This is a genomic window from Paenibacillus sp. J45TS6 (assembly GCF_018403285.1).
Classification (GTDB): Bacteria; Bacillota; Bacilli; order Paenibacillales; family Paenibacillaceae; genus Paenibacillus.
The window spans coordinates 130,742-150,153 of sequence record NZ_BOSJ01000001.1; the positions used below are offsets into that span (position 1 = coordinate 130,742).

Annotated in this window: 25 protein-coding genes and 1 other annotated feature; all 25 genes read right to left on the reverse strand. The window is 41.8% G+C overall.

Annotation, left to right across the window (positions count from 1 at the left end):
* Positions 1 to 36: 36 nt before the first annotated feature.
* The 25 genes from KJS58_RS00630 to KJS58_RS00750 all read right to left on the reverse strand — a co-directional run bounded on the left by KJS58_RS00630 (position 37) and on the right by KJS58_RS00750 (position 18,859).
* The gene (locus KJS58_RS00630; protein WP_213529581.1) at positions 37 to 888 is read right to left on the reverse strand and encodes a heptaprenyl diphosphate synthase component 1; all 852 of its coding nucleotides are present in this window, start codon (positions 886 to 888) and stop codon (positions 37 to 39) included.
* A gap of 94 nt (positions 889 to 982) precedes the next feature.
* Entirely contained in the window at positions 983 to 1,537 is a 555-nt protein-coding gene (locus KJS58_RS00635) for a hypothetical protein (RefSeq protein ID WP_213529583.1), read from the reverse strand.
* 127 nt (positions 1,538 to 1,664) lie between these two features.
* Positions 1,665 to 1,892 (reverse strand): trp RNA-binding attenuation protein MtrB, encoded by a 228-nt coding sequence (gene mtrB / locus KJS58_RS00640; RefSeq protein WP_213529585.1) that lies wholly within the window; start codon positions 1,890 to 1,892, stop codon positions 1,665 to 1,667.
* Between the two features lie 83 nt (positions 1,893 to 1,975).
* A complete protein-coding gene (locus KJS58_RS00645; RefSeq protein WP_160033283.1) occupies positions 1,976 to 2,248 on the reverse strand; it encodes an HU family DNA-binding protein in 273 nt (90 codons plus the stop codon).
* A 368-nt stretch (positions 2,249 to 2,616) separates the two neighbouring features.
* Complete coding sequence (spoIVA, locus tag KJS58_RS00650; protein WP_213529587.1) at positions 2,617 to 4,095, reverse strand: stage IV sporulation protein A; 1,479 nt, start codon at positions 4,093 to 4,095, stop codon at positions 2,617 to 2,619.
* Between the two features lie 404 nt (positions 4,096 to 4,499).
* Positions 4,500 to 5,261, reverse strand: a complete 762-nt coding sequence (locus tag KJS58_RS00655) for a hypothetical protein (protein ID WP_213529589.1) — start codon at positions 5,259 to 5,261, stop codon at positions 4,500 to 4,502.
* Between the two features lie 48 nt (positions 5,262 to 5,309).
* Positions 5,310 to 5,654: a 2Fe-2S iron-sulfur cluster-binding protein gene (locus KJS58_RS00660; protein WP_213529591.1), complete on the reverse strand. Its 345-nt coding sequence runs from the start codon at positions 5,652 to 5,654 to the stop codon at positions 5,310 to 5,312.
* 38 nt (positions 5,655 to 5,692) lie between these two features.
* Entirely contained in the window at positions 5,693 to 6,292 is a 600-nt protein-coding gene (locus tag KJS58_RS00665) for a hypothetical protein (RefSeq protein ID WP_213529593.1), read from the reverse strand.
* A gap of 47 nt (positions 6,293 to 6,339) precedes the next feature.
* Positions 6,340 to 6,519, reverse strand: a complete 180-nt coding sequence (locus KJS58_RS00670) for a DUF2768 family protein (protein WP_160033293.1) — start codon at positions 6,517 to 6,519, stop codon at positions 6,340 to 6,342.
* 194 nt (positions 6,520 to 6,713) lie between these two features.
* Positions 6,714 to 6,992, reverse strand: coding sequence for a stage VI sporulation protein F (locus tag KJS58_RS00675; protein ID WP_191799234.1), 279 nt, complete (start codon positions 6,990 to 6,992; stop codon positions 6,714 to 6,716).
* Positions 6,993 to 7,088: 96 nt separating this feature from the next.
* Positions 7,089 to 8,129, reverse strand: coding sequence for an NAD(P)H-dependent glycerol-3-phosphate dehydrogenase (locus KJS58_RS00680; RefSeq protein ID WP_213529595.1), 1,041 nt, complete (start codon positions 8,127 to 8,129; stop codon positions 7,089 to 7,091).
* On the reverse strand, positions 8,122 to 8,742 hold the full coding sequence (gene plsY / locus KJS58_RS00685) for a glycerol-3-phosphate 1-O-acyltransferase PlsY (RefSeq protein WP_213529598.1): 621 nt from the start codon (positions 8,740 to 8,742) through the stop codon (positions 8,122 to 8,124). The genes KJS58_RS00680 and plsY overlap by 8 nt, the downstream gene beginning before the upstream one ends.
* A 12-nt stretch (positions 8,743 to 8,754) precedes the next feature.
* Positions 8,755 to 10,077 carry a ribosome biogenesis GTPase Der gene (gene der, locus KJS58_RS00690; protein ID WP_160033301.1) on the reverse strand — a complete coding sequence of 441 codons (1,323 nt, stop codon included), beginning with the start codon at positions 10,075 to 10,077 and terminating at the stop codon, positions 8,755 to 8,757.
* Between the two features lie 182 nt (positions 10,078 to 10,259).
* On the reverse strand, positions 10,260 to 11,489 hold the full coding sequence (rpsA, locus tag KJS58_RS00695) for a 30S ribosomal protein S1 (RefSeq protein WP_213529600.1): 1,230 nt from the start codon (positions 11,487 to 11,489) through the stop codon (positions 10,260 to 10,262).
* A 117-nt stretch (positions 11,490 to 11,606) separates the two neighbouring features.
* The gene (locus KJS58_RS00700) at positions 11,607 to 12,197 is read right to left on the reverse strand and encodes a lysophospholipid acyltransferase family protein (protein WP_213529603.1); all 591 of its coding nucleotides are present in this window, start codon (positions 12,195 to 12,197) and stop codon (positions 11,607 to 11,609) included.
* A complete protein-coding gene (gene cmk / locus KJS58_RS00705) occupies positions 12,194 to 12,898 on the reverse strand; it encodes a (d)CMP kinase (RefSeq protein ID WP_213529605.1) in 705 nt (234 codons plus the stop codon). Before cmk ends, KJS58_RS00700 begins: the two co-directional genes overlap by 4 nt.
* 97 nt (positions 12,899 to 12,995) lie before the next feature.
* Positions 12,996 to 13,229, reverse strand: a complete 234-nt coding sequence (locus KJS58_RS00710; RefSeq protein WP_213529607.1) for a DUF5359 family protein — start codon at positions 13,227 to 13,229, stop codon at positions 12,996 to 12,998.
* An 88-nt stretch (positions 13,230 to 13,317) separates the two neighbouring features.
* Positions 13,318 to 13,974: a flagellar brake protein gene (locus KJS58_RS00715; protein ID WP_213529609.1), complete on the reverse strand. Its 657-nt coding sequence runs from the start codon at positions 13,972 to 13,974 to the stop codon at positions 13,318 to 13,320.
* A gap of 128 nt (positions 13,975 to 14,102) precedes the next feature.
* Entirely contained in the window at positions 14,103 to 15,458 is a 1,356-nt protein-coding gene (gene ypeB / locus KJS58_RS00720) for a germination protein YpeB (protein WP_213529611.1), read from the reverse strand.
* Between the two features lie 80 nt (positions 15,459 to 15,538).
* Positions 15,539 to 15,688 (reverse strand): hypothetical protein, encoded by a 150-nt coding sequence (locus KJS58_RS00725; RefSeq protein WP_213529613.1) that lies wholly within the window; start codon positions 15,686 to 15,688, stop codon positions 15,539 to 15,541.
* Positions 15,689 to 15,797: 109 nt separating this feature from the next.
* A complete protein-coding gene (gene prsW / locus KJS58_RS00730) occupies positions 15,798 to 16,502 on the reverse strand; it encodes a glutamic-type intramembrane protease PrsW (RefSeq protein WP_213529615.1) in 705 nt (234 codons plus the stop codon).
* Between the two features lie 47 nt (positions 16,503 to 16,549).
* Positions 16,550 to 17,167, reverse strand: coding sequence for a genetic competence negative regulator (locus tag KJS58_RS00735; protein WP_213529616.1), 618 nt, complete (start codon positions 17,165 to 17,167; stop codon positions 16,550 to 16,552).
* A gap of 194 nt (positions 17,168 to 17,361) precedes the next feature.
* A complete protein-coding gene (locus KJS58_RS00740; protein WP_213529618.1) occupies positions 17,362 to 17,721 on the reverse strand; it encodes a hypothetical protein in 360 nt (119 codons plus the stop codon).
* Positions 17,722 to 17,852: 131 nt separating this feature from the next.
* The gene (locus tag KJS58_RS00745; RefSeq protein ID WP_213529620.1) at positions 17,853 to 18,269 is read right to left on the reverse strand and encodes a hypothetical protein; all 417 of its coding nucleotides are present in this window, start codon (positions 18,267 to 18,269) and stop codon (positions 17,853 to 17,855) included.
* Complete coding sequence (locus KJS58_RS00750) at positions 18,266 to 18,859, reverse strand: CPBP family intramembrane glutamic endopeptidase (protein ID WP_213530239.1); 594 nt, start codon at positions 18,857 to 18,859, stop codon at positions 18,266 to 18,268. The genes KJS58_RS00745 and KJS58_RS00750 overlap by 4 nt, the downstream gene beginning before the upstream one ends.
* Before the next feature lie 230 nt (positions 18,860 to 19,089).
* Positions 19,090 to 19,326, forward strand: a binding site (T-box leader).
* Positions 19,327 to 19,412 lie beyond the last annotated feature (86 nt).

Consider the following 19,412-nt stretch of genomic DNA (forward strand, 5'->3'; position numbering starts at 1 on the left):
ATACCACCTTTATTCACTTTTCATCGAACAATAAACTTATGCACTTGCCCTATGTAAGAAATAGGGTTCTAAGAGGGTCTTTAGTTCTTCACGAAGCACATGATCGTGCACATGATTCTCTAATAAACCTTGAACCGAAAGCACGGACTGGTCTATCTTCTTCGTCAGCACTTCGATTGTTTTATGCTTACTAATCAGTTCATTCCATTCGGATGGCGTAACCATCCCTTTTGCCAAGGCAGAGCGCACATCCAAACTTTCGTTTTCATAAACATGTAAATAAGCGAATCTTGATTTTGAACGTTCAACGTCGTTTGCAGCTTCCCGTTCTTCAACAAGCATATCCAACAGACTAAATGAGGTTAGAAACTGGTCATAGAGCCCCGCTTGTTGTTCCGAAATCATGTTTTGAAAAGAAAGAAACAGCTGCTTCTTCAGCTGTACCGATTCTTGCACATAATCTTCGGAGGAAACCTTGTGTTTCTTCATACGGTCATAAAGGCTCATTTTCCGTTCATTCAATCGGCAGATCCCATCACTGAGCGAAGCAATAACCGATATATGACCGGATTGGGCTAGCAATTGATAAAACCGTGAACTAAAAAAATCGCCTCCGAGCACTTTAAGCTGACGAGAACGCATATCCTGCTCTCCAAGATCTTCTTCCTGAACATCAATCATCTCATGCGTATCTAGTCCCATTTGTACAAGTGCTGTAACTAAGGAAAAGAGTTCGCTGTCCTCAACTGAATGTCTCTGCCCTTGGTTCAAAAACGTGTAAAGCAACTGTACACGGCCATTAGGAAACGTCGGCAATTCCGTATGCCGCTGTATCATATCATAATCCGTATATTTTTTTGCAAGATTTGCTACGCGGTATGAAATCATTATAAATCCTCCGAGCGTTCATTCAAAAATAATCAAGCATCTTCGTCACAATCTTATCTATTATAACATATGTTTCTTATACCCGCACAGGGCATCAATAACCGTTTTCAGAGGAAATAAACTGCTCACGCCATAGATTTGTCTCTGTCATATGAAACCTTTGAATCAGTTCATCAGGTAGCGCCGCGTTTTTCCATTCGCTTAACTTCATCCATGCTTGTCTGTCCCATTCAGCGCGTTTTATATCTGCAGAGAGAAGTAAATGCCTCTTCCCTGCCCATTCATCTTCCGCAAGCACACGAAGCATAAGCTGACTTACGTTATTCGTTCGCTCCATGGAAAAGGATGCGATACTCGCAATATCTATATAAATTTCGGAAGGTATGATGGAGTTCCCTGTCACTTTGAGATCTAGGGTCAGCACATTTTTACTCCATTTCACTTTACTGATCGGCGTATGTAAAGAAAGATCATGCAAAGCGTCAACCAAATTTTTATCAGTTAGTGTTAATTGTTCATTTGCCGAAAGCACTTCTTTTGATTCTTCTGCTATCCACTTTTTACTTTGCCCCGTAACAAACGTTGACAAAAGTACCGCTGCACCAAGAGACATGACGAGAACAAGGGATAATATTCTTCTCTTTTTCAATAGATAGACCTCCTGTCCTTCTTAGTGTAAACATCTAACAGAAGGCCCATACTCTATTGTACAACGAAAAAAACAGGCTATGCCTGCTTTTTAAAATGAAAAGACGGTTTCTAATTTCCCGCTCTTTTTATTGATCTGATTCAATAACACCGTGTTTTGTCATGACTTCTGCTTTGCCGCGAATTTTAATAGCAGAGGTATGATCTGTAAATTGTGCGATGAGAACCTCACCCTTATCGAGCTTCTCCGTATGGTGGAACCGGGTATCATGACCTCGCGTCAAACCAATGACATGAACACCGTTTTCTTGTGCCTTGATTACGATATAATCCCCGTTGTTGATTGGACCTTCCATGAACTTCACCCCTTCCTACTAAAAAGAAAAAAGCCGTGAACGAATTCACGGACTTTTCGATTACATAAAAGTATGTAGAAATCTTATTTGATTCCGTCTTTGAGCGCTTTACCTGGTTTAAAAGCAGGAATTTTGCTCGCTGGAATTTCGATTTCCTCACCTGTTTGCGGGTTACGTCCTTTACGTGCAGAACGCTCGCGTACTTCAAAGTTACCAAAACCAACGAGTTGTACTTTGTCACCTTTTTGCAATGCTTCAGAAATAGCTTCGAATACGGCATCAACCGCTTTCGTCACATCTTTCTTAGCGAGTTCAGTAGATTCAGCTACTTGTGTGATCAGATCAGATTTATTCAAGTCAATTCACCTCCTGATATTATTATCTAAGTGTTATACTTTGTTCCCGTTTCATCACAAAATATACATAAGATATACCTATTCCCAAGTAATATTGTTCATAGGTTCATACTTTCTCCGCAAGAGACTAGGTTCATCTTTGTTACTTCAAGTGAATCTCTATCCCTCAAGCGGAACAAGGTTTATAGTAATACAGTCAGGACACAATTTCAAGTAGAATCACCGTTCTCGGGACAAAATTGATAAAAAGCCACACTACTAATTGATTATTTTCCCTATTTTGGTAGGGAGCTAAGATACACAAAATAACCGAAAGGGAGAAACCCCTGCGGTTATTTTGGTGGTAAATCTATGGGCCAGGCCATGAATTACAATATGATTGCTATAAGTCCGCCAGAACCTTCGTTAATAATCCGTCCGAGCGTCTCTTGGAGTTTATATCTTGCATTATCCGGCATCATGGCAATTTTACCTTGAATTCCTTCCCTTACAATGGAATGCAGGGAACGGCCGAACATATCTGAATCCCATACCTTAATTGGGTCATTCTCGAAATCCTGCATGAGGTATCGGACCAGTTCCTCACTCTGTTTCTCGGTACCAATGATGGGTGCAAATTCAGACTCTACATCGACACGGATCATGTGGATCGATGGTGCTGTCGCTTTCAGCCTAACCCCAAATCTAGTTCCTTGACGGATAAGTTCGGGTTCATCCAAAGCCATTTCAGCAAGCGATGGCGCAGCAATTCCATAACCTGTTGTTTTGACCATTTCCAGTGCTTCTGCAAAACGGTCATACTCTTTTTTGGCGTGGGAGAAGTCCTGCATTAGTTGCAAGAGATGATCCTTACCTCTGATCTCAATTCCCACTACCTCATATAGAATCTGATCATAAAGCTCATCTGGTGCATAGAGATCAATCTCTGCAACACCTTGCCCCATATTCATTCCGCTGAGTCCCGCCCGGTCAATAAATTCATATTCCATAAACTGAGACACCACGTGATCCACATCTCTTAGTCTGCGAATATCCTTTACCGTATCCCGAACTGAGTTCTCATAACTTGCACGCAGCCAGTGATTTTCATTCAGTACCATAACCCAGCTTGGTAAATTTACATTTACCTCGTGAACTGGGAATTCATAAAGTACTTCTCGAAGTACACCGGTAACATCCTCTTCTGTCATTGTTGCAGCACTTAATGTCATAACAGGGACATCATATTTTTCGGCAAGTTCAGCACGAAGCTGTAATGCTTCTTCGCCCTTAGGCTTCGTTGAGTTTATGATGAGAACAAAAGGTTTACCTACTTCTTTCAGTTCAGCGATGACTCTTTCTTCGGATTCCACATAGGATTCACGTGCAATCTCCGCAATCGTGCCATCGGTTGTGACCACTACACCGAGTGTAGAATGTTCCTGAATGACCTTTCGTGTCCCAATCTCTGCTGCTTCCTGAAAAGGAATGGGTTCTTCAAACCATGGGGTAGAAATCATACGAGGGCCATTTTCATCTTCATATCCTTTGGCTCCTTCTACGGCATATCCTACACAATCCACAAGACGGACATTAACGTCAAGGCCATCTGCTACTTTAATCTGTACAGCACTGTTAGGTACAAATTTAGGTTCAGTGGTCATAATTGTTTTTCCTGCTGCACTTTGCGGAAGTTCATCAATCGCCCTTACTCTGTCTGCTTCGTTAGTAATGTTAGGTAAAACAATAGTTTCCATAAATCGTTTGATGAATGTTGATTTCCCTGTGCGAACTGCACCGACTACTCCGAGATAAATGTCTCCACCGGTTCGCTCAGCAATGTCTTTGAAAATGTCTACTTTTTCCAAATGAAATCCCCTCCTAAACATACTCCGAAGGAAAAATGCTAAAGAGCATCCGCTTCGTTTTCAATCAGAAGACGTTAATCCCTGCAACGGTAGAGCAGTTATAACGATTGCCCGGAAGTCGTCCGCCGCCGACATATCACATTCTGATGAAAGAAAGATGAGCGGCGTAACTCGTACATGCTTTTGGACTAGTATCATAGTATGTACATGACCTTTGCAGTATGACGTCTTTTCTATTTTTTTGGTTGGTTATTCTTGAAGCACTCTCTTTTTAAGAAGATTCACGATCTCCTGAAGACCATCCACGCTAAATATATGAATGCTAGCTATCAATTATGACGAATGGCTCTCTAATATATAAAAACACCGCCCCTCAAAGGGACGGTGTTAATGCTAGATCATGATTACGAAAGGGTTGGGACAGCGATAGGCTGACCACCATCCCACGTATAAGGAAGTGATTTTACAGGCACAAAATGAGATTCTTCCGTCAGGTATTTCCTTAAGTCTTCAGATCTTATCGGCTTGATTTTTTTTCGATCGATGAGCTGCATAATGTCAAAAGCATAATCTGCATACACCGTTCCTTCAGGGTCTATGATGTAAGGGAGTATTTCACCAGAGTACACACTTGCCAAATCTTCAACCCGGTTCCCCGAATTTTGAATGGCTTCTATGTCCACTAGATGAATGTTCGGATACATTTCTTCCTTCACTGGCCATGTTCCATGAGAGGCATAATAAGAATCAACTAGACGCTGAACTAGAGTTACTTTTTGGACGGTTAAAAGATCCATCACTTTAACGACCGGATCGACTTCTTCATTTTGAACGAGAAAATACGCACTTCCACCTTTCTCAAAGGCCGTCTTTGGAATATCGTCAACATATCCTTCTCGTTCAAGTTTGCTCATATCAACTCGAAACTTCTCATAAATCGGGACTTCAGCCCCAGCCGTAATAATCGGCAAGACACCATTCGATTCTTGAAAGGCATCTATTGCATTCTGAACCCTCGAGACACTCCCGTCATAATTCGTAGCCCACGCTTCTTTGTTACTTTCCCCTGAAGAGTGCATACAGCCCGACAGTAACAACATGAGCGCAGTTATAGCAGCACATAGGAAAACACGCTGTTTTCTTATGATTCCGTATACTTTCCTCATAAATTAAGCCCATCCTTTATTAGAATCTAGCTATCATTTTCCGGAATCTTACCATAGTGTATCTTCTTCCGCTTGTCTTTCGAGCTGTTTGCGGATCGCTGCTTTCAGCTTATCCTCAGGTACTTGAACTGTGACCGAGTCCTGAACAGTAGCCTGACAAGCTAGACGTGTCCCACGATCGAGCCATGTGCCGAGCTTGTTACGTTCTGCTCCCCCTGGCTTACTCAGATGACCTTCTTCTCCCTCGGGAACGTCGACTTTGCACATCATACATCCAGCCTTACCTCCGCACCTTGTAGGGATGTTTATCCCTGCTAAACGACTTGCTTGAAGCAAAGTAACTCCCTGCTTCACTTCAACCTGTTTGCCACTTGGTAAAAAGGTTACCTTCATCACTTGCCCCCTGCTTGTCCGTACACATTCTAGCTGTATCAGAGCCGCCCCTGTTCTCGTAGTGAATCACCATTTACTCCTAGTACATCCTCCAACTGTTCCAGATGTGCTGCTGACCACACATTACGGCGAATCAGATCCTTTAATAAAGGGGTATGTGCGTCTATATTCTCATTCATTTTCTTTGCTATAAGATCATATCGATCTGCCCGCTCACGAAGGATGTTAAACATGAGCTCATGACTGAGCGGTGTCATAAAAATGGAATGATGCGTACCCGGAATATTATATTTCTGTGCATAAGGAATCAAAAAAGCAATATCTGTTCGATAAAGTGAGTCTGATGTACAAATTTCAAACCCTCCGGATAATTCCAAAGATGCTTCACCGATCTGATAATGACTGAGCAAAGAAGTATAGGTGCCGCTTCGATCCAGACGCTGCTCATCCACTGAAAATGAACTGATCTCTTTATGTAATGGTTTAGCGGTTTCAAAATCAGCATATACATCAATATCATTCGGCGGGTCCGTTAGTTCTACACCCTGCAATAGAAGGCTGCAGCTTCCTCCTAACAGCCATTTGTATCGCTTTGGGTTCCAAGCCTTACCTAAGACGTTTAAAGCTGTATCAAGCACTTATCATGACTCCAATCGTTTAATGAATTCAGACTTCCTTGTTATAATTACATAATAGATACCAGACCACTAAGAAGTCCGAGCAGCATAATTATAAAAGCAAGGAAAGATAAAACTCCTTTTATTATACCCTTTGTCTTCGCACGTGCAAAAGTAATCAAGAAGACAGACAATCCCATAATTAGAACAGCGATAATCGAAAGCCACATCTTGTCCATTGCATCCATGTTTCATCCTCCAATACATCTATCGATCCCAGAAAATAATGTATTACCCATCTTTTTTCAGATAAAGTGATTATAACATGAAATCTTAACCGTTCCTCCTTGTAAAAAGAAAAAGAACAAAGATTATAGGCATGGGCCCATCTTTGTTCTTCGTAGCAAGAAAGAGGTGAATATCTCTTTCTTAACTGGATATATTATTTCTTTTTCATCATCATTTTCATGATTGCTTCCATGTTACTCGGATTCATACCGCTTTTCTTGATCGCATTGACGATTTCCTGGATCGTTTCTTCACTAACAGGTATTTTTGCCATTGCAGAAACTTGCTTGATCAGCGTTCTCAGCTGATCCTCATTTTGTAAAGTAGAAGGTTTCACCGTACTAGCGAGCTTCTTCACTGCGCCTTCCGAGATCTTCTTCCCCGTCTTTTTATTGATTGCATTTAAAGCATCTTTAGAAATATTGTCAGCCATTTATTCCCCTCCTTAAGACAAAAACTCAACATATTATATGAGCTGTCTTATCGAAGGGTGATGGAAACGGAAGAAATGAGAAAAGAGCCCATGAATCTAAGTGTGCCACTGCTCCCATGTTTCGAGTCTCATGACTTCCATCTCTGTCTTAGGATCACGGCCCATCAGTGCTTCTACCGCAGTACGACTGTCTTTGCCTGTAAAGAGCACTTTATAGAGCTGATCAGCGATCGGCATTTGAACATTATACTTTTGTGATATCGCATGAGCTGCTTCTGTAGTACGAATTCCTTCCACAACCATGCCCATGGCATCTAGTACTTCTTGCAGCGGTTTGCCTTGTCCAAGCGCATATCCAGCACGCCAGTTACGGCTATGCTTGCTTGTTGCGGTCACGACTAAATCCCCTACGCCAGCGAGTCCTGAAAAGGTAAGCGGGTTAGCCCCCATCTCTACACCAATTCGCGCAATCTCCGCAAGGCCGCGGGTTATGATCGCTGCTTTGGCATTATCGCCAAATCCAAGACCGTCCGACATTCCTGCACCTAAAGCAATGATATTCTTAAACGCACCTGCTAGTTCAACACCAAGCAAATCTCGATTGGTGTATACTCTAAAGTTCACATTCATGAACAAATCTCTAGCACGATTAGCAAGCTCATCATTTAAGGATGCCACCACAGTTGTGGTCGGTTTTTTCTGAACGACTTCTTCCGCATGACTCGGACCTGAAAGCACTACAATATCTCCCTCAGGACAGCCGAGTTCCTCCGAAATGACGACAGACATTCTTTTTAGAGTTGCCGTCTCGAAGCCTTTCGTTGCATGTACAATAAGTGTGCCTTTTTTGTAAAAAGGCTGCAGCTGTTGTACCACGGAACGCATCGCAGAGGAAGGAGCTACAATAATAATAGCCTGACTGCCTTCTACCGCTTCTTTCATATCACTTGTAGCCATAATTCGTTCGGATAAAATAATACCGGGTAAGTACCTTGCATTCGTATGCTGTTCGTTAATCTCAGCGGCTTGCTCGTTACTTCGTGTCCACATGTACACATCATGGCCATTGTCTGCAAGAACACTTGCCAGTGCAGTTCCCCAGCTTCCAGCTACCAGTAACGTTACTTTGTTAGACAACCCGTTTACCCCCTTTTGATGAACGAGATCCCAGCTTATTCTCTTCCCCGCGTATCAGTTTCATGATATTCGTCCGATGCCTCCAGAAGGCTAGTATACAAATCACGAGACTACACCAAAATAATGGCCATGGATAAAGAAGGATAAATAAGAACACAGGAGTTAAAAATACGAAAATTAAAGAACCTAAGGATACGTATCTAGTAATTATAATACACATAATCGCTATAATTCCTGCATATAAAGCGGGTAATAAACAAAGGGTTGCAAGCACGCCAATGGCGGTTGCAATCCCTTTCCCTCCACGAAAACGGAAAAATACGGGCCAGTTGTGACCAACAATGGCAGCGACTCCACACAGCGCTGGAACCCACTGTGAATCACCGCCAAGCCATTTGCCGATCCATACCGCTGCGACCCCTTTTGCAACGTCAAGTACAAGCACAAGAATAGCCGGCCCTTTTCCAAGGACACGTAATGTATTCGTTGCGCCTGCATTGCCGCTTCCATGATCCCGTATATCTATGCCTTTTGTTAGTTTACCAAGCAAAAAGCTAAAGCTTACGGAACCTAGAAGATAGCTGATGATTATAGCCATGATAGCATAAATCACATTGTTTCTCCCCTAACCTTCGTCGGACTTACGCCGAGTAAATATACGAATAGGCGTACCTTCAAAATTGAAAGCAGCACGTATTTTATTCTCAAGGTAACGCTCATAAGAGAAGTGCATCAGTTCCGGATCATTTACAAAAACAACAATTGTAGGAGGCTTCACTGCTACTTGTGTTACATAATTAATGCGCAGTCGTCTTCCTTTGTCTGTTGGCGGCGGGTTAATAGCCACTGCATCAGATACTACATCGTTAAGTAAATGAGTCTGAACACGCATGACATGCTGCTGCGATACATGCTGTACTACAGGAAGCAATTTTTGTAAGCGCTGTTTAGTTTTTGCAGAAAGGAATACGATCGGTGCATAGGTCATGAACAGGAAATGATCCCGAATGTTCTTTTCGAATTCACGCATGGTTTTGTCGTCTTTATCTACAACATCCCATTTGTTCACCACGAATAAGGAAGCTTTACCTGCTTCATAAGCATAACCAGCAATATGCTTGTCCTGATCAATAATTCCCTCTTCGCCATTAATAACAATCAGTACAACATCAGCACGTTCAATCGCACGCATTGCACGCATTACGCTGTATTTCTCGGTAGTTTCATATACCTTGCCGCGTTTTCTCATACCTGCCGTGTCAATAAGGACATAACGCTGACCATCTTTTTCAAACGGAGTATCAATCGCATCCCTTGTTGTTCCGGCTATATCACTTACGATAACGCGTTCTTCCCCAAGAATTGCATTGACTAGCGATGATTTCCCCACATTTGGTCGTCCGATGAGAGCAACTCTAATTACATCTTCATCATACCCATCTTCCTCGAGTTCAGGGAGGTTACTAGCAATCGCATCAAGCAAGTCACCAATTCCAGTACCATGACTTCCCGAGATACCAATCGGATCACCAAATCCAAAAGAATAGAATTCATAAATGAGGTCGCTTCGACCCATATTGTCTACTTTATTAACTGCAACGATGATCGGTTTACCGGATCGATACAGAATTTGAGCCACTTCTTCATCAGCTTGCGTAACTCCTGTCTTCGCATCACACATAAATACGATGACATCAGCTTCTTCAATAGCGAGCTCTGCTTGCATACGGATGGATCTCAGAATGATATCTTCACCATCAATTTCGATTCCTCCCGTATCAATAATACTGAAAGGTTTGCCGTTCCATTCCGCCACACCATATAAACGGTCACGCGTAATTCCCGGTTTATCTTCCACAATGGCCAACCGGTCGCCGATGATCCGGTTAAAAATTGTTGATTTCCCTACATTCGGACGTCCGACTATAGCCACAACGGGTCTTGCCATAAAATACACTCCTCCTGTCACTTCTTACGCTTCATCATAGCAAAAAAAAGATAATTAAGCTAATGCTTTCCTTATCCAAAAAACAGGTTCTAACAACAATCGGCGAACCCCGAAGGATCCGCCAATCGTGATTAGCAACCTGTTTGTGTTGCCTGTATGAAGATAAGCTTAACGCGACTTCATTATTTAAATTTACTTAATTTATCACCGAAAAGGTCGCCCAGTGTAACGCTGAGTCCTTCGTTGCTCAAGGAAACGTTAGGGTTGTTAACTACTTCACGTGGTGCATTTGATTTTCTGGATTTTTCAGCACGCGGTGCTGCATCAGCAGGAGCTTCTTCTGTTTCTTTGATGCTCAGGCTTGCACGTTGCTCAGCAGAGTTCAGTTCCAGAACTTTCACTTGAACTTCTTGTCCTTCTTTCAGCACTTCATGCGGAGTACCGATGTGTTTGTGAGAAATCTGGGAAATGTGAACCAGACCTTCTACACCTGGTGCGATTTCTACGAAAGCACCAAACTGAACCAGACGTTTTACAGTACCTGTTACGATATCGCCCGTTTTAAACTGCTCCGCAGCAGTTTCCCAAGGACCTGGTTGTGCTGCTTTGATACTGAGGCTGATTTTTCCTTTTTCAGGATCAACTTTCAGTACTTTAACATTCACTTTTTCGCCTTCGGAAAGAACGTCAGATGGTTTATCCACATGGCTCCAAGCAATTTCGGATACGTGAACAAGACCGTCAACGCCGCCTACATCAACAAAAGCACCAAATTGAGTCAGGCGCTGTACAGTACCTTCAATTTGTTGTCCTTCTGTAAGTTCAGCAATCACTTTTTGTTTGTTAACTTCGTGTTCTGCATCCAGAACATCTTTTTGGGAAAGGATTACTTTGTTTGCTTCACGATCAAGTTCTTTTACAACAACGCGAAGTGTTTTTCCTTTGTAATCACTGAAATCTTCCACAAAATGACGCTCAACCATAGAAGCAGGGATGAATCCGCGTACGCCAACGTCAGCAACTACGCCGCCTTTAACGACATCAGATACAACAACTTCAAATACTTCACCAGACTCTTGTTTTTTAGCAAGATCTTCCCAAGCATTTTCGCTGTCGATTGCACGTTTGGAAAGAACCAGTTTTTCTTTCTCGTCATCGATGCTAACTACTTTGCATTCCACTTCTTGGCCAACTTCTACTGCTTCGCTGGCATTATCCACTTGTACAGAGGAAAGTTCGCGAACTGGAATCACACCGTCATATTTATATCCAATACTTACATAAGCTTGGTTATCTTCCAATTTGACAATGGTTCCTTTTACAGTATCGCCTTTTTTTAATGATACGAATGAATCCAATTCATCTTGGGTTGCTGCTTCTGTTACTTCTTGATTTTTAGTTTCTTCCGACATAATCAATACCCTCCTCAATTCAAAAACCCCATTTATTTAAACCTGCCGTAGCAGAGTTCAAAACATAACCTGGTAATGCATAGCTTACCATAAAATATGATGTGTCATTCATTGGCTTTATGGCTTCGATGGTACACCAGTTCTCGCCATCTCATCAATTTTAGACATAATTTTTTCCGTTGCCCGTTCAAGTGACTCTCCTGAAGGATCATCTCTGAATTCATCCAGATCAACGGGTTCACCGTAAACAATTTTCATTTTTCTAAAAGGTTTGTATTCACCGATTACAGCAGCAGGTACTACAGCAGCTCCGCTTCGCAGTGCGAAACTAGCAGCTCCCTTTTTTCCCATACCGCCATCATTATGACGACTGCCTTGCGGAAAAATCCCCAAGACTTCTCCACCCCGAAGGATGTTAAGCGCTGTTTTAATGGAATCCTTGCTCACACCGCCCCGTTTCACAGGGAACGCTCCGAGTTCTTTTAAGATCGGACCGAACACCGGAACTTCAAACAATTCACTTTTTGCCATAAATCGGATCTTGCGGTGAATCTTAATTCCAAGAGTTGGCGGGTCAAAGTTACTAATGTGATTACAACACAATACCACGCCGCCTTCGCGGGGAATATTCTCTCTCCCAATGGCCTCTAAACGAAATATAACCGTGTAAATTACGTTTAACAGAAACCGACCAATTGAATAAATCATAATCCAACCTCTCCCCTGACTTCCATACAGCGCGCTACAATGTGTTCAACAACCTCATCAATACTCATTGATGTGGTATCAAGAACGAAGGCATCTTCTGCTTGACGCAGTGGCGAAACTTCACGTTCCTGATCCAGCTTGTCCCGAGCCGCAATCTCTTTTTCGAGCTGATCAAGTGTTACCTCTTCCGTCTTATCGAGTTCCTTGAACCTACGAAGTGCACGTTCCCTAACGCTTGCGGTCATAAAAATTTTCACTTCTGCATCTGGTAAAACCGTCGTTCCGATGTCCCTTCCATCCATAACAACGCCCTTGCGAAGTGCCATTTTTCTCTGCATTTCAACAAGGTGATGACGCAAACCTTCGATTTGCGAATATAAGGATACAACTCCAGTAACTTCTCTCGAACGGATCGGCCCTGATACTTCTTCCCCATTAAGGAATACCTTCTGCCCGCCTTCAGCTGGTATAAGTTCAATATCCAGTCTTCTAACGTGCGCAAGTACGGTATCTACCTCTTCCGGTTTAATCTCATGGCGAAGCATATAATAGGTTACAGCACGATACATAGCGCCTGTATCCACGTACACATAAGACAGTTTGCTCGCCACGCGTCTAGCAACGGTACTTTTCCCAGCTCCTGCGGGACCGTCAATAGCCACGTTCAATTTCCCGTTCTCTGCTGTATTCTGGCTTGTCAACGGGGCATTCCTCCTCAAACTTAAGCCTCAAGAAAAAAGCAGGCATTGCCTGCGACGAGAAAATTATACCACACAACCACCAGTGATGCAAAAATGGTCACTCTTTATTCAGCATATTTGGAAGTTGGAAAGAAGCAGGCAAGGGTGTTCCCTCAAGCCGAAACACTGCTGACATATGGGGTGCTGTGTATCTGTTATGAAGCAAAACTTGAAAAACAAGCAGTAACAGAAAAAGACATAGCAGCAGTTTCTTTAATCTGCGTTCAACCTGAGTACTGAATTTGATAAATATAGCTTCATATCTGCGGGCTTCCTCACCTGACTGCTTCATTCTCATCTCTCCTGCAGAACAATTTTGTTCATTGTGCCCTGAGAAATAAATAATCATTCACTCATGAATAATTCTCGTATGAATTTATTTATCTTCCTCTAAAATCAAGTTGGCGTTCAAAACAGTACTTTATTATTTTTTGACGCTCCATGTCAGAGATTTGTGTAAATTCAAGCATGGATTTCTGCCGGCCACTTTCGAGGGTAATACTCCGAACCACGATTCCTTCAAAAGGAACATGTTCCAGCTCTCCGTTCTTATAAGGAAGCAACAGCCAACAAGAAAGAATCTGTCCTTCCTTCACTTCATGTTTGGAATCCCCTAAAAAAGAAATGCCTCCTCCGCCTACATCATCGGTATAGGTTAGAAACCGGGTAAAATCGTGTTTGAACTTAACAGCCAGTTCTAATTCGGACTGGACTCTTAAAAAATTACGCCGCTGTATTTGAAAAATTTCTTCTGCAGACGGCCTGCGAAACTTCACCATTCTTATTACATCTTCTTTGAAACCAGTCACGTATGTATTAAAGTAATGCTTTACTCCACCTTCTGTTAGAAAGTAGATCGACAACTCATCACCCATATGGAGTTTTTTCAGTTGCCCGCTTCCTTCACGAATCGGAACTTCCATATAAATATCATCTTCATCTGTTTCGGCAATTCTTGAACGGTATTCGTAATTCGCTTCTTTCTCACCTTCTGAGGGTAACTGTATGAACAACACATCATTTACTTTCGGATACAAACCTCATTCACTCCCTGTCTATAGTCGCACAATCATGAAATATAACAGGAATATTATACCATGTGTTCTTGAAATTACATTCAGAAAAATGCAAAAAAAAAAGCTTCTCCAAAGGAGAAGCTTTCCATCTACATTTTAGAACCTGCGGTTGGAGCAGGGATTTCTTCCACTGCTTCTTCAACACCTGTCTCTGTATTAATGTATATACGGTACATCGTATCGTTAATTTTACCGCCAAATTGATAGCACAGTACTTCTTCATTATACTCATTTTTAATTAACGCTTTCCGCGTAAAGGATACTTTAAAGTCAGGATTCAGCTGTGCTCTCGCATCTTTCAGCTTAATTTTCGGCTCTGCAAATTTACGATCATCCTTATGTTCGTTAAGGAAATCAGATGCTTGGATCCCAATAACCTCTCCGTTATCGAGACCTACACGGACCGTGATTTTCTCAGGATAAACGAGCACATCATCATGTTCTCTTACATAAGTGAAGTTACCTAGATTGTCATATTCATTGTAAGCAACAGCTTTCATATCACGATATCCCTTGTGCTCAAGGAAACGATCGGCTTTAGACATTGCTGTATCCCGATTTACTTGTTTTGGACCTACTTCTCTTTCATCGTTATATGAAATCAGCAGGCCGCCATCCACAGTAAAATCCATACGAATCACATGACCGTCTGGAGCAGTAAGGCTTGCGGTGTAGGACCTGTAATCTGTTCCTTTCCCGTTCTGAATCACCTGAATAGCGGGACTGTCTATATTTGTGAACTTTTGTGCTTTTCGTTTAATGTCTTCCGGTGTGACGGGTACTCCGCCTAGTTTACGGACAGTACGATGCTCATAAAGACTCGAAACGGATGGTCCCCAATCCATAGGTGGATAGTTACCGACTTTCTGATCCACAGCTCGAAGACCGTCTACAATTACATTTTGCTGCTGCTTATTCCCTTGCGCGTTGATAACAGCCTCTGCGTCACCCCACTTCAGGTTATCAGAGAGCACAGATAATTGTACCTGATCCAAATCTTTGTTAATCTCAGCTGAGTTTTTGTACAAAGTTCTAAGATTCTCTTTTTCTTGAGCAGTTAACGGTTTTTCACGAAGATCTCTTAACGAAGTTTGATACGCAAATTTAGATATGCGAGATAGAAGCTCTTCTGTTTTGTTAACGGGAAGCGATGTGAGTGGAAGCTGATTAAGTTCACTCTGCGCTTGACTCGCCAGCATCCAGACATTCATAAGCCCTTTTTTATGCATTCCATCTGATGCGCTGCTAACCGCAAGCGTATTCCCTAGTTCCGAATGAATCCGGTCCATGTTATACGAGAGATCATGAAATAAACGTTGATATTGATTTTCTGACTTGATTGCAACTGCATTACGTTGTTGATATTGTTGGTATCCCCAGATCAAAGAACCAATGAGCAGTATTGATACAATTGGGAATAACACCGAACTTAACCTTCTATACATCTTGTATTGCTCCTTTCTTCAGGTACGATGACCTTATTGTGACAAGAAGAAAGGAAGGTTATGCATGGATGATCTTAAAATTAGAAGCTTTCTTCCTCAATATCAAACATGTCCCTGTTATCACAGACACACTGTTTGAATCCAGTTTCAATTCTTCCCCGTTCTTTTTTACCGCGTAAGACAAACCTTTCGCCGCATTGCTTGCAGCGAATCTTCACTTTTACTCTCATGATTTAAACCCTCACTCCTTGGCTGATTTTGGAAGCAAACACAAAAAACACTTGTCTCTAAAATAGACAGAAAAATACTGTCAACTAGAAACAAGTGTATCCAAATCAATTACAGGTTAACCTCTTCCTCACGTTTCACGAATCGAAATGGAGAACGATTATTAGCACGGTATACTTTCCCCATACCCCCATACCAAAGGATGAGCATAACAGGTACGATAAACCAATACCAAGCCTGTTCCACACCGAGAATCAGATCGTAAAGTCCGTGCCAGAAAATCGGAAGAAGAATCGACATGACAAGAAACTTGCGCCGCAAGTTCTTTTTGTCGCTAAATTTTGCCCTGCCCATATAATATCCCATTATAACACCAAACATCGCATGGCCCGAAACAGGGAGTAACGCTCTATAAAGCATGAAACTCATCGAAGCATTTCCAGCCCATGCGTAAAGCAAATTTTCCACTGTGGCAAAACCAAGCGAGATGGCTACCGCATATAATATTCCGTCATAAGGTTCATCAAATTCAGTGTGATGATAAATAACGAAAAATAAAACAAGCCATTTCAGTATTTCTTCAATACCAGCAGAAACGATGGATGCATGCAGAAACGGTTGATTTCCGAAATCACCGAGAAAAAGCATTAACCCTCGCTGCAGGAACATAATTGGAAATACGATAAGGAGTCCGAAAAAAAACATTCGAATAACCATATGGAGAGGTTCGGCATCGTAACGGTCTTTGAGATAAAAATACGTAAGCAGGGAAAGCCCCGGCGCAATTGCTGCCGTCAAGACCGAAAACAAAAGCACCGAACATCCCTCCAAGATAATGGTTTCACATACTTACTCATCAAAATTTAAGAATCATGACGTTTGAAGTGTTCACAAATCGTTCCGATTGCATTTTCTGCCATAACGAGCTTGCCATATTCTCCGAGTACGGCTGCTGTAACCGAACTTCCCTCGCCAAATTCAGCAAGAAGGGCAATGAGCGCTCCGTGCTGTTCCGTGTCGACTTCGTCCGGTTCAAGATGCAAGAACCATTTGTCCTTATAATGATACAAACGTCCAGCTTCCGTTACTTTTGCTTTCAGCATGTGAGCTGCCTCAATCAATACTTCAAAATCCTTAAATACATACATCACAGAATCACTCTGCTCGAGTGTTACTTCCATTTCGTATATTTCGTCTGCTATATCATCTTCGTGTATTGCACCATATCGTTCACGATCATATTTGCCTCTTGTGACAATAACGACCATTCCTTGAGCTGGTAACGCGAAGACCTCAACGGCCAAAGGGCCAGTAGCATCAAATCCAAGTTCGCTGTAGGCCTGGTCCATCATTTCCGTAAACAGTTCATGAACTTTTGGTTCTTCCTGCCACATATCTTCCTTCTGGATACCACGCTCGCTTAAATCATCAAAAGTCAGGAAAATCCGTATCTTGTCATTGCTTAAGCGTTCTATTTTCATACAGGATCTCCCCTTTATTAAGCATGTGTTATAAACAGATTATGTTCTATTCTGTGAGTATGTGCTCAAAATGGATTATGTAAGTATGTTATCATTTTATACCCACAAATGCACGTAATAAAAACGATAAAAAAAGAATCATTTACAGTCCAATAAGGATCTGCAAATGATTCTTTCCTCAAATCCTTATTTCTTTACAACCCAGGGATCGCTGTATGCGATTCCGCCAGCACTTTTTCCACTTCTTTTTTTACGTCTGGATTCGAACGGATAAAAGATTTAATCAAATCTAAATTCTCGGCTTTTTGTTCTGATGTCGATAATTTTTGTGCCGAAGATTTCGAATTTGACCCTGCATTCGTTGTGTTCTCATCTGTCAATGCTTTGCTCAGCATGCTATCCATTCCAGGAAAGGTCATGTCCATCACCTTTTCTTTGGCATCATGCAGATATTTTTTCGCTTGTTTTGCCGTAGGCATATTTCCTTTTTGAGAAAGGACAGAACAAGCTACAGCACCAACAGTTAAGCCCATTAGAAACGAAGAAGTTCTCATTGATAAACCTCCTTGTGTGATAGGATGCATTCCTTATTGTTCACGTAAATAAGAGAAGTCATGCGCGGATCACACAAGAAAATTTTCAGACCGAATAGCCTGAACCTTAGCTGCTGATCGATCTAGGATGGCTAAGGGATCATTGTATTTAGTGGAGGAGCTCCTATCATCCCCCAATAAACAAGAAATCCAGTTAGAAGAATAAAAATGAGAATAAGTGAGTTGATGAACCACTTGCTGAGTCTTACTCTTCTAGATGGAAACAGTTCTGCCCTTGTGGGAAGCGTCTCTGCTTCTTGGATACGTCCACTTGCTTCCTTCTTTTGCTTTTGTTCAGCCTGGAGTTTGCGCTGCATTCTGGATAACTCAGGAACGGGCTGACTTTTACTCACCGGTTTTCTGTATACTGGCTTATTCGTAACTGTTTTATTTGTCGGTTTACTATTCTCGACGATTTTATGAAGTGACTTAGAAGGTTTTAGTTCCTTTCCCTCTTTGCGACGACGATGTTGACCATACTTTTGTGATCTACTTAGTTGTTGGTTCATGTTTCCCTCCGAAAACGAATGGCGAGTCCGGATATTAAATCAATTAGGAAATGGCACAGAATGGGAGCCCATAACGTTCCGGATTGCTCATAAATATATCCTAAGCCGTAACTGGATACAAAAACCCAGCCTGTAGGAAGCCAATGATTCAAATATCTAAAATGAATGAGAGCAAAAATGATACTTGTCCAATAAGGACCAAAGGAATGCTGAATGGCACCTCTAAACAGAAGTTCTTCGCAAATCGAGACAACGGCAGCGATGCATACAATATGCCATATAGGTCTTTTGCGAAATAACATACGGTTAATACCGCCATCGTCCATACTATCCTCAGGCATAACCGCCGATAACAAGAAATCAACTACCAGCATGATTGCAGCAAGTCCAAGACCATACATTACAAATTGCCAGCCTTGGGGTAAACTTAATAACTCCAGCGGATTTCTTTTTTGAAAAAGAATCCAGATAATACCTATAATTAATGTGAATGCTTGTGTTAAATAAAGGTTGATAAGAAGAAGGCGATCCGTCAGCTGGTGAGGCTCAATCTTTTGAAATTTTAATTTCTTCCACTGTTGTTTTTTCATTCTCGCCAATTCTTACTCCTATTCTATAAATGATGTCTTGATCTCTGATGTAAATAAAGGGAATATTTAAATGATATCCAAAATAATCAATAGATTCAAGAACCTTCGATAGTTGGAGGGAAAATTTAGGAGGTTGCTTTGGGTTTTCTTCCTCTTTTTAGTAATTCGAACTATTGACATGGTGATGTTACACATGATACATTATGAAAAAATTGTTATTTAACAATATCTAAACAGCGATGACGGAGAAAAGAACTGTACCGATTGTTCAGAGAGCTGATGGTTGGTGAGAATCAGTAATCATACAGTATACTTTAGCGCTCCCGAGTTACTATATTGAATGATTAGTAGATATAGTCGCATGATTCACGTTATGAATCTGGTCTATTGTAGACCATTAAGGCCGTTGCTCTCTTTGAAGAGTAATAGCGAATTAGGGTGGCACCACGACAACTCTCGTCCCTTACTACGGTAGTAGTATGCGGATTGAGAGTTTTTTTGCGTTATCCCTTCAGATTCTTGGTATAGCTTCTTTTGTTATAATGTTGTACTA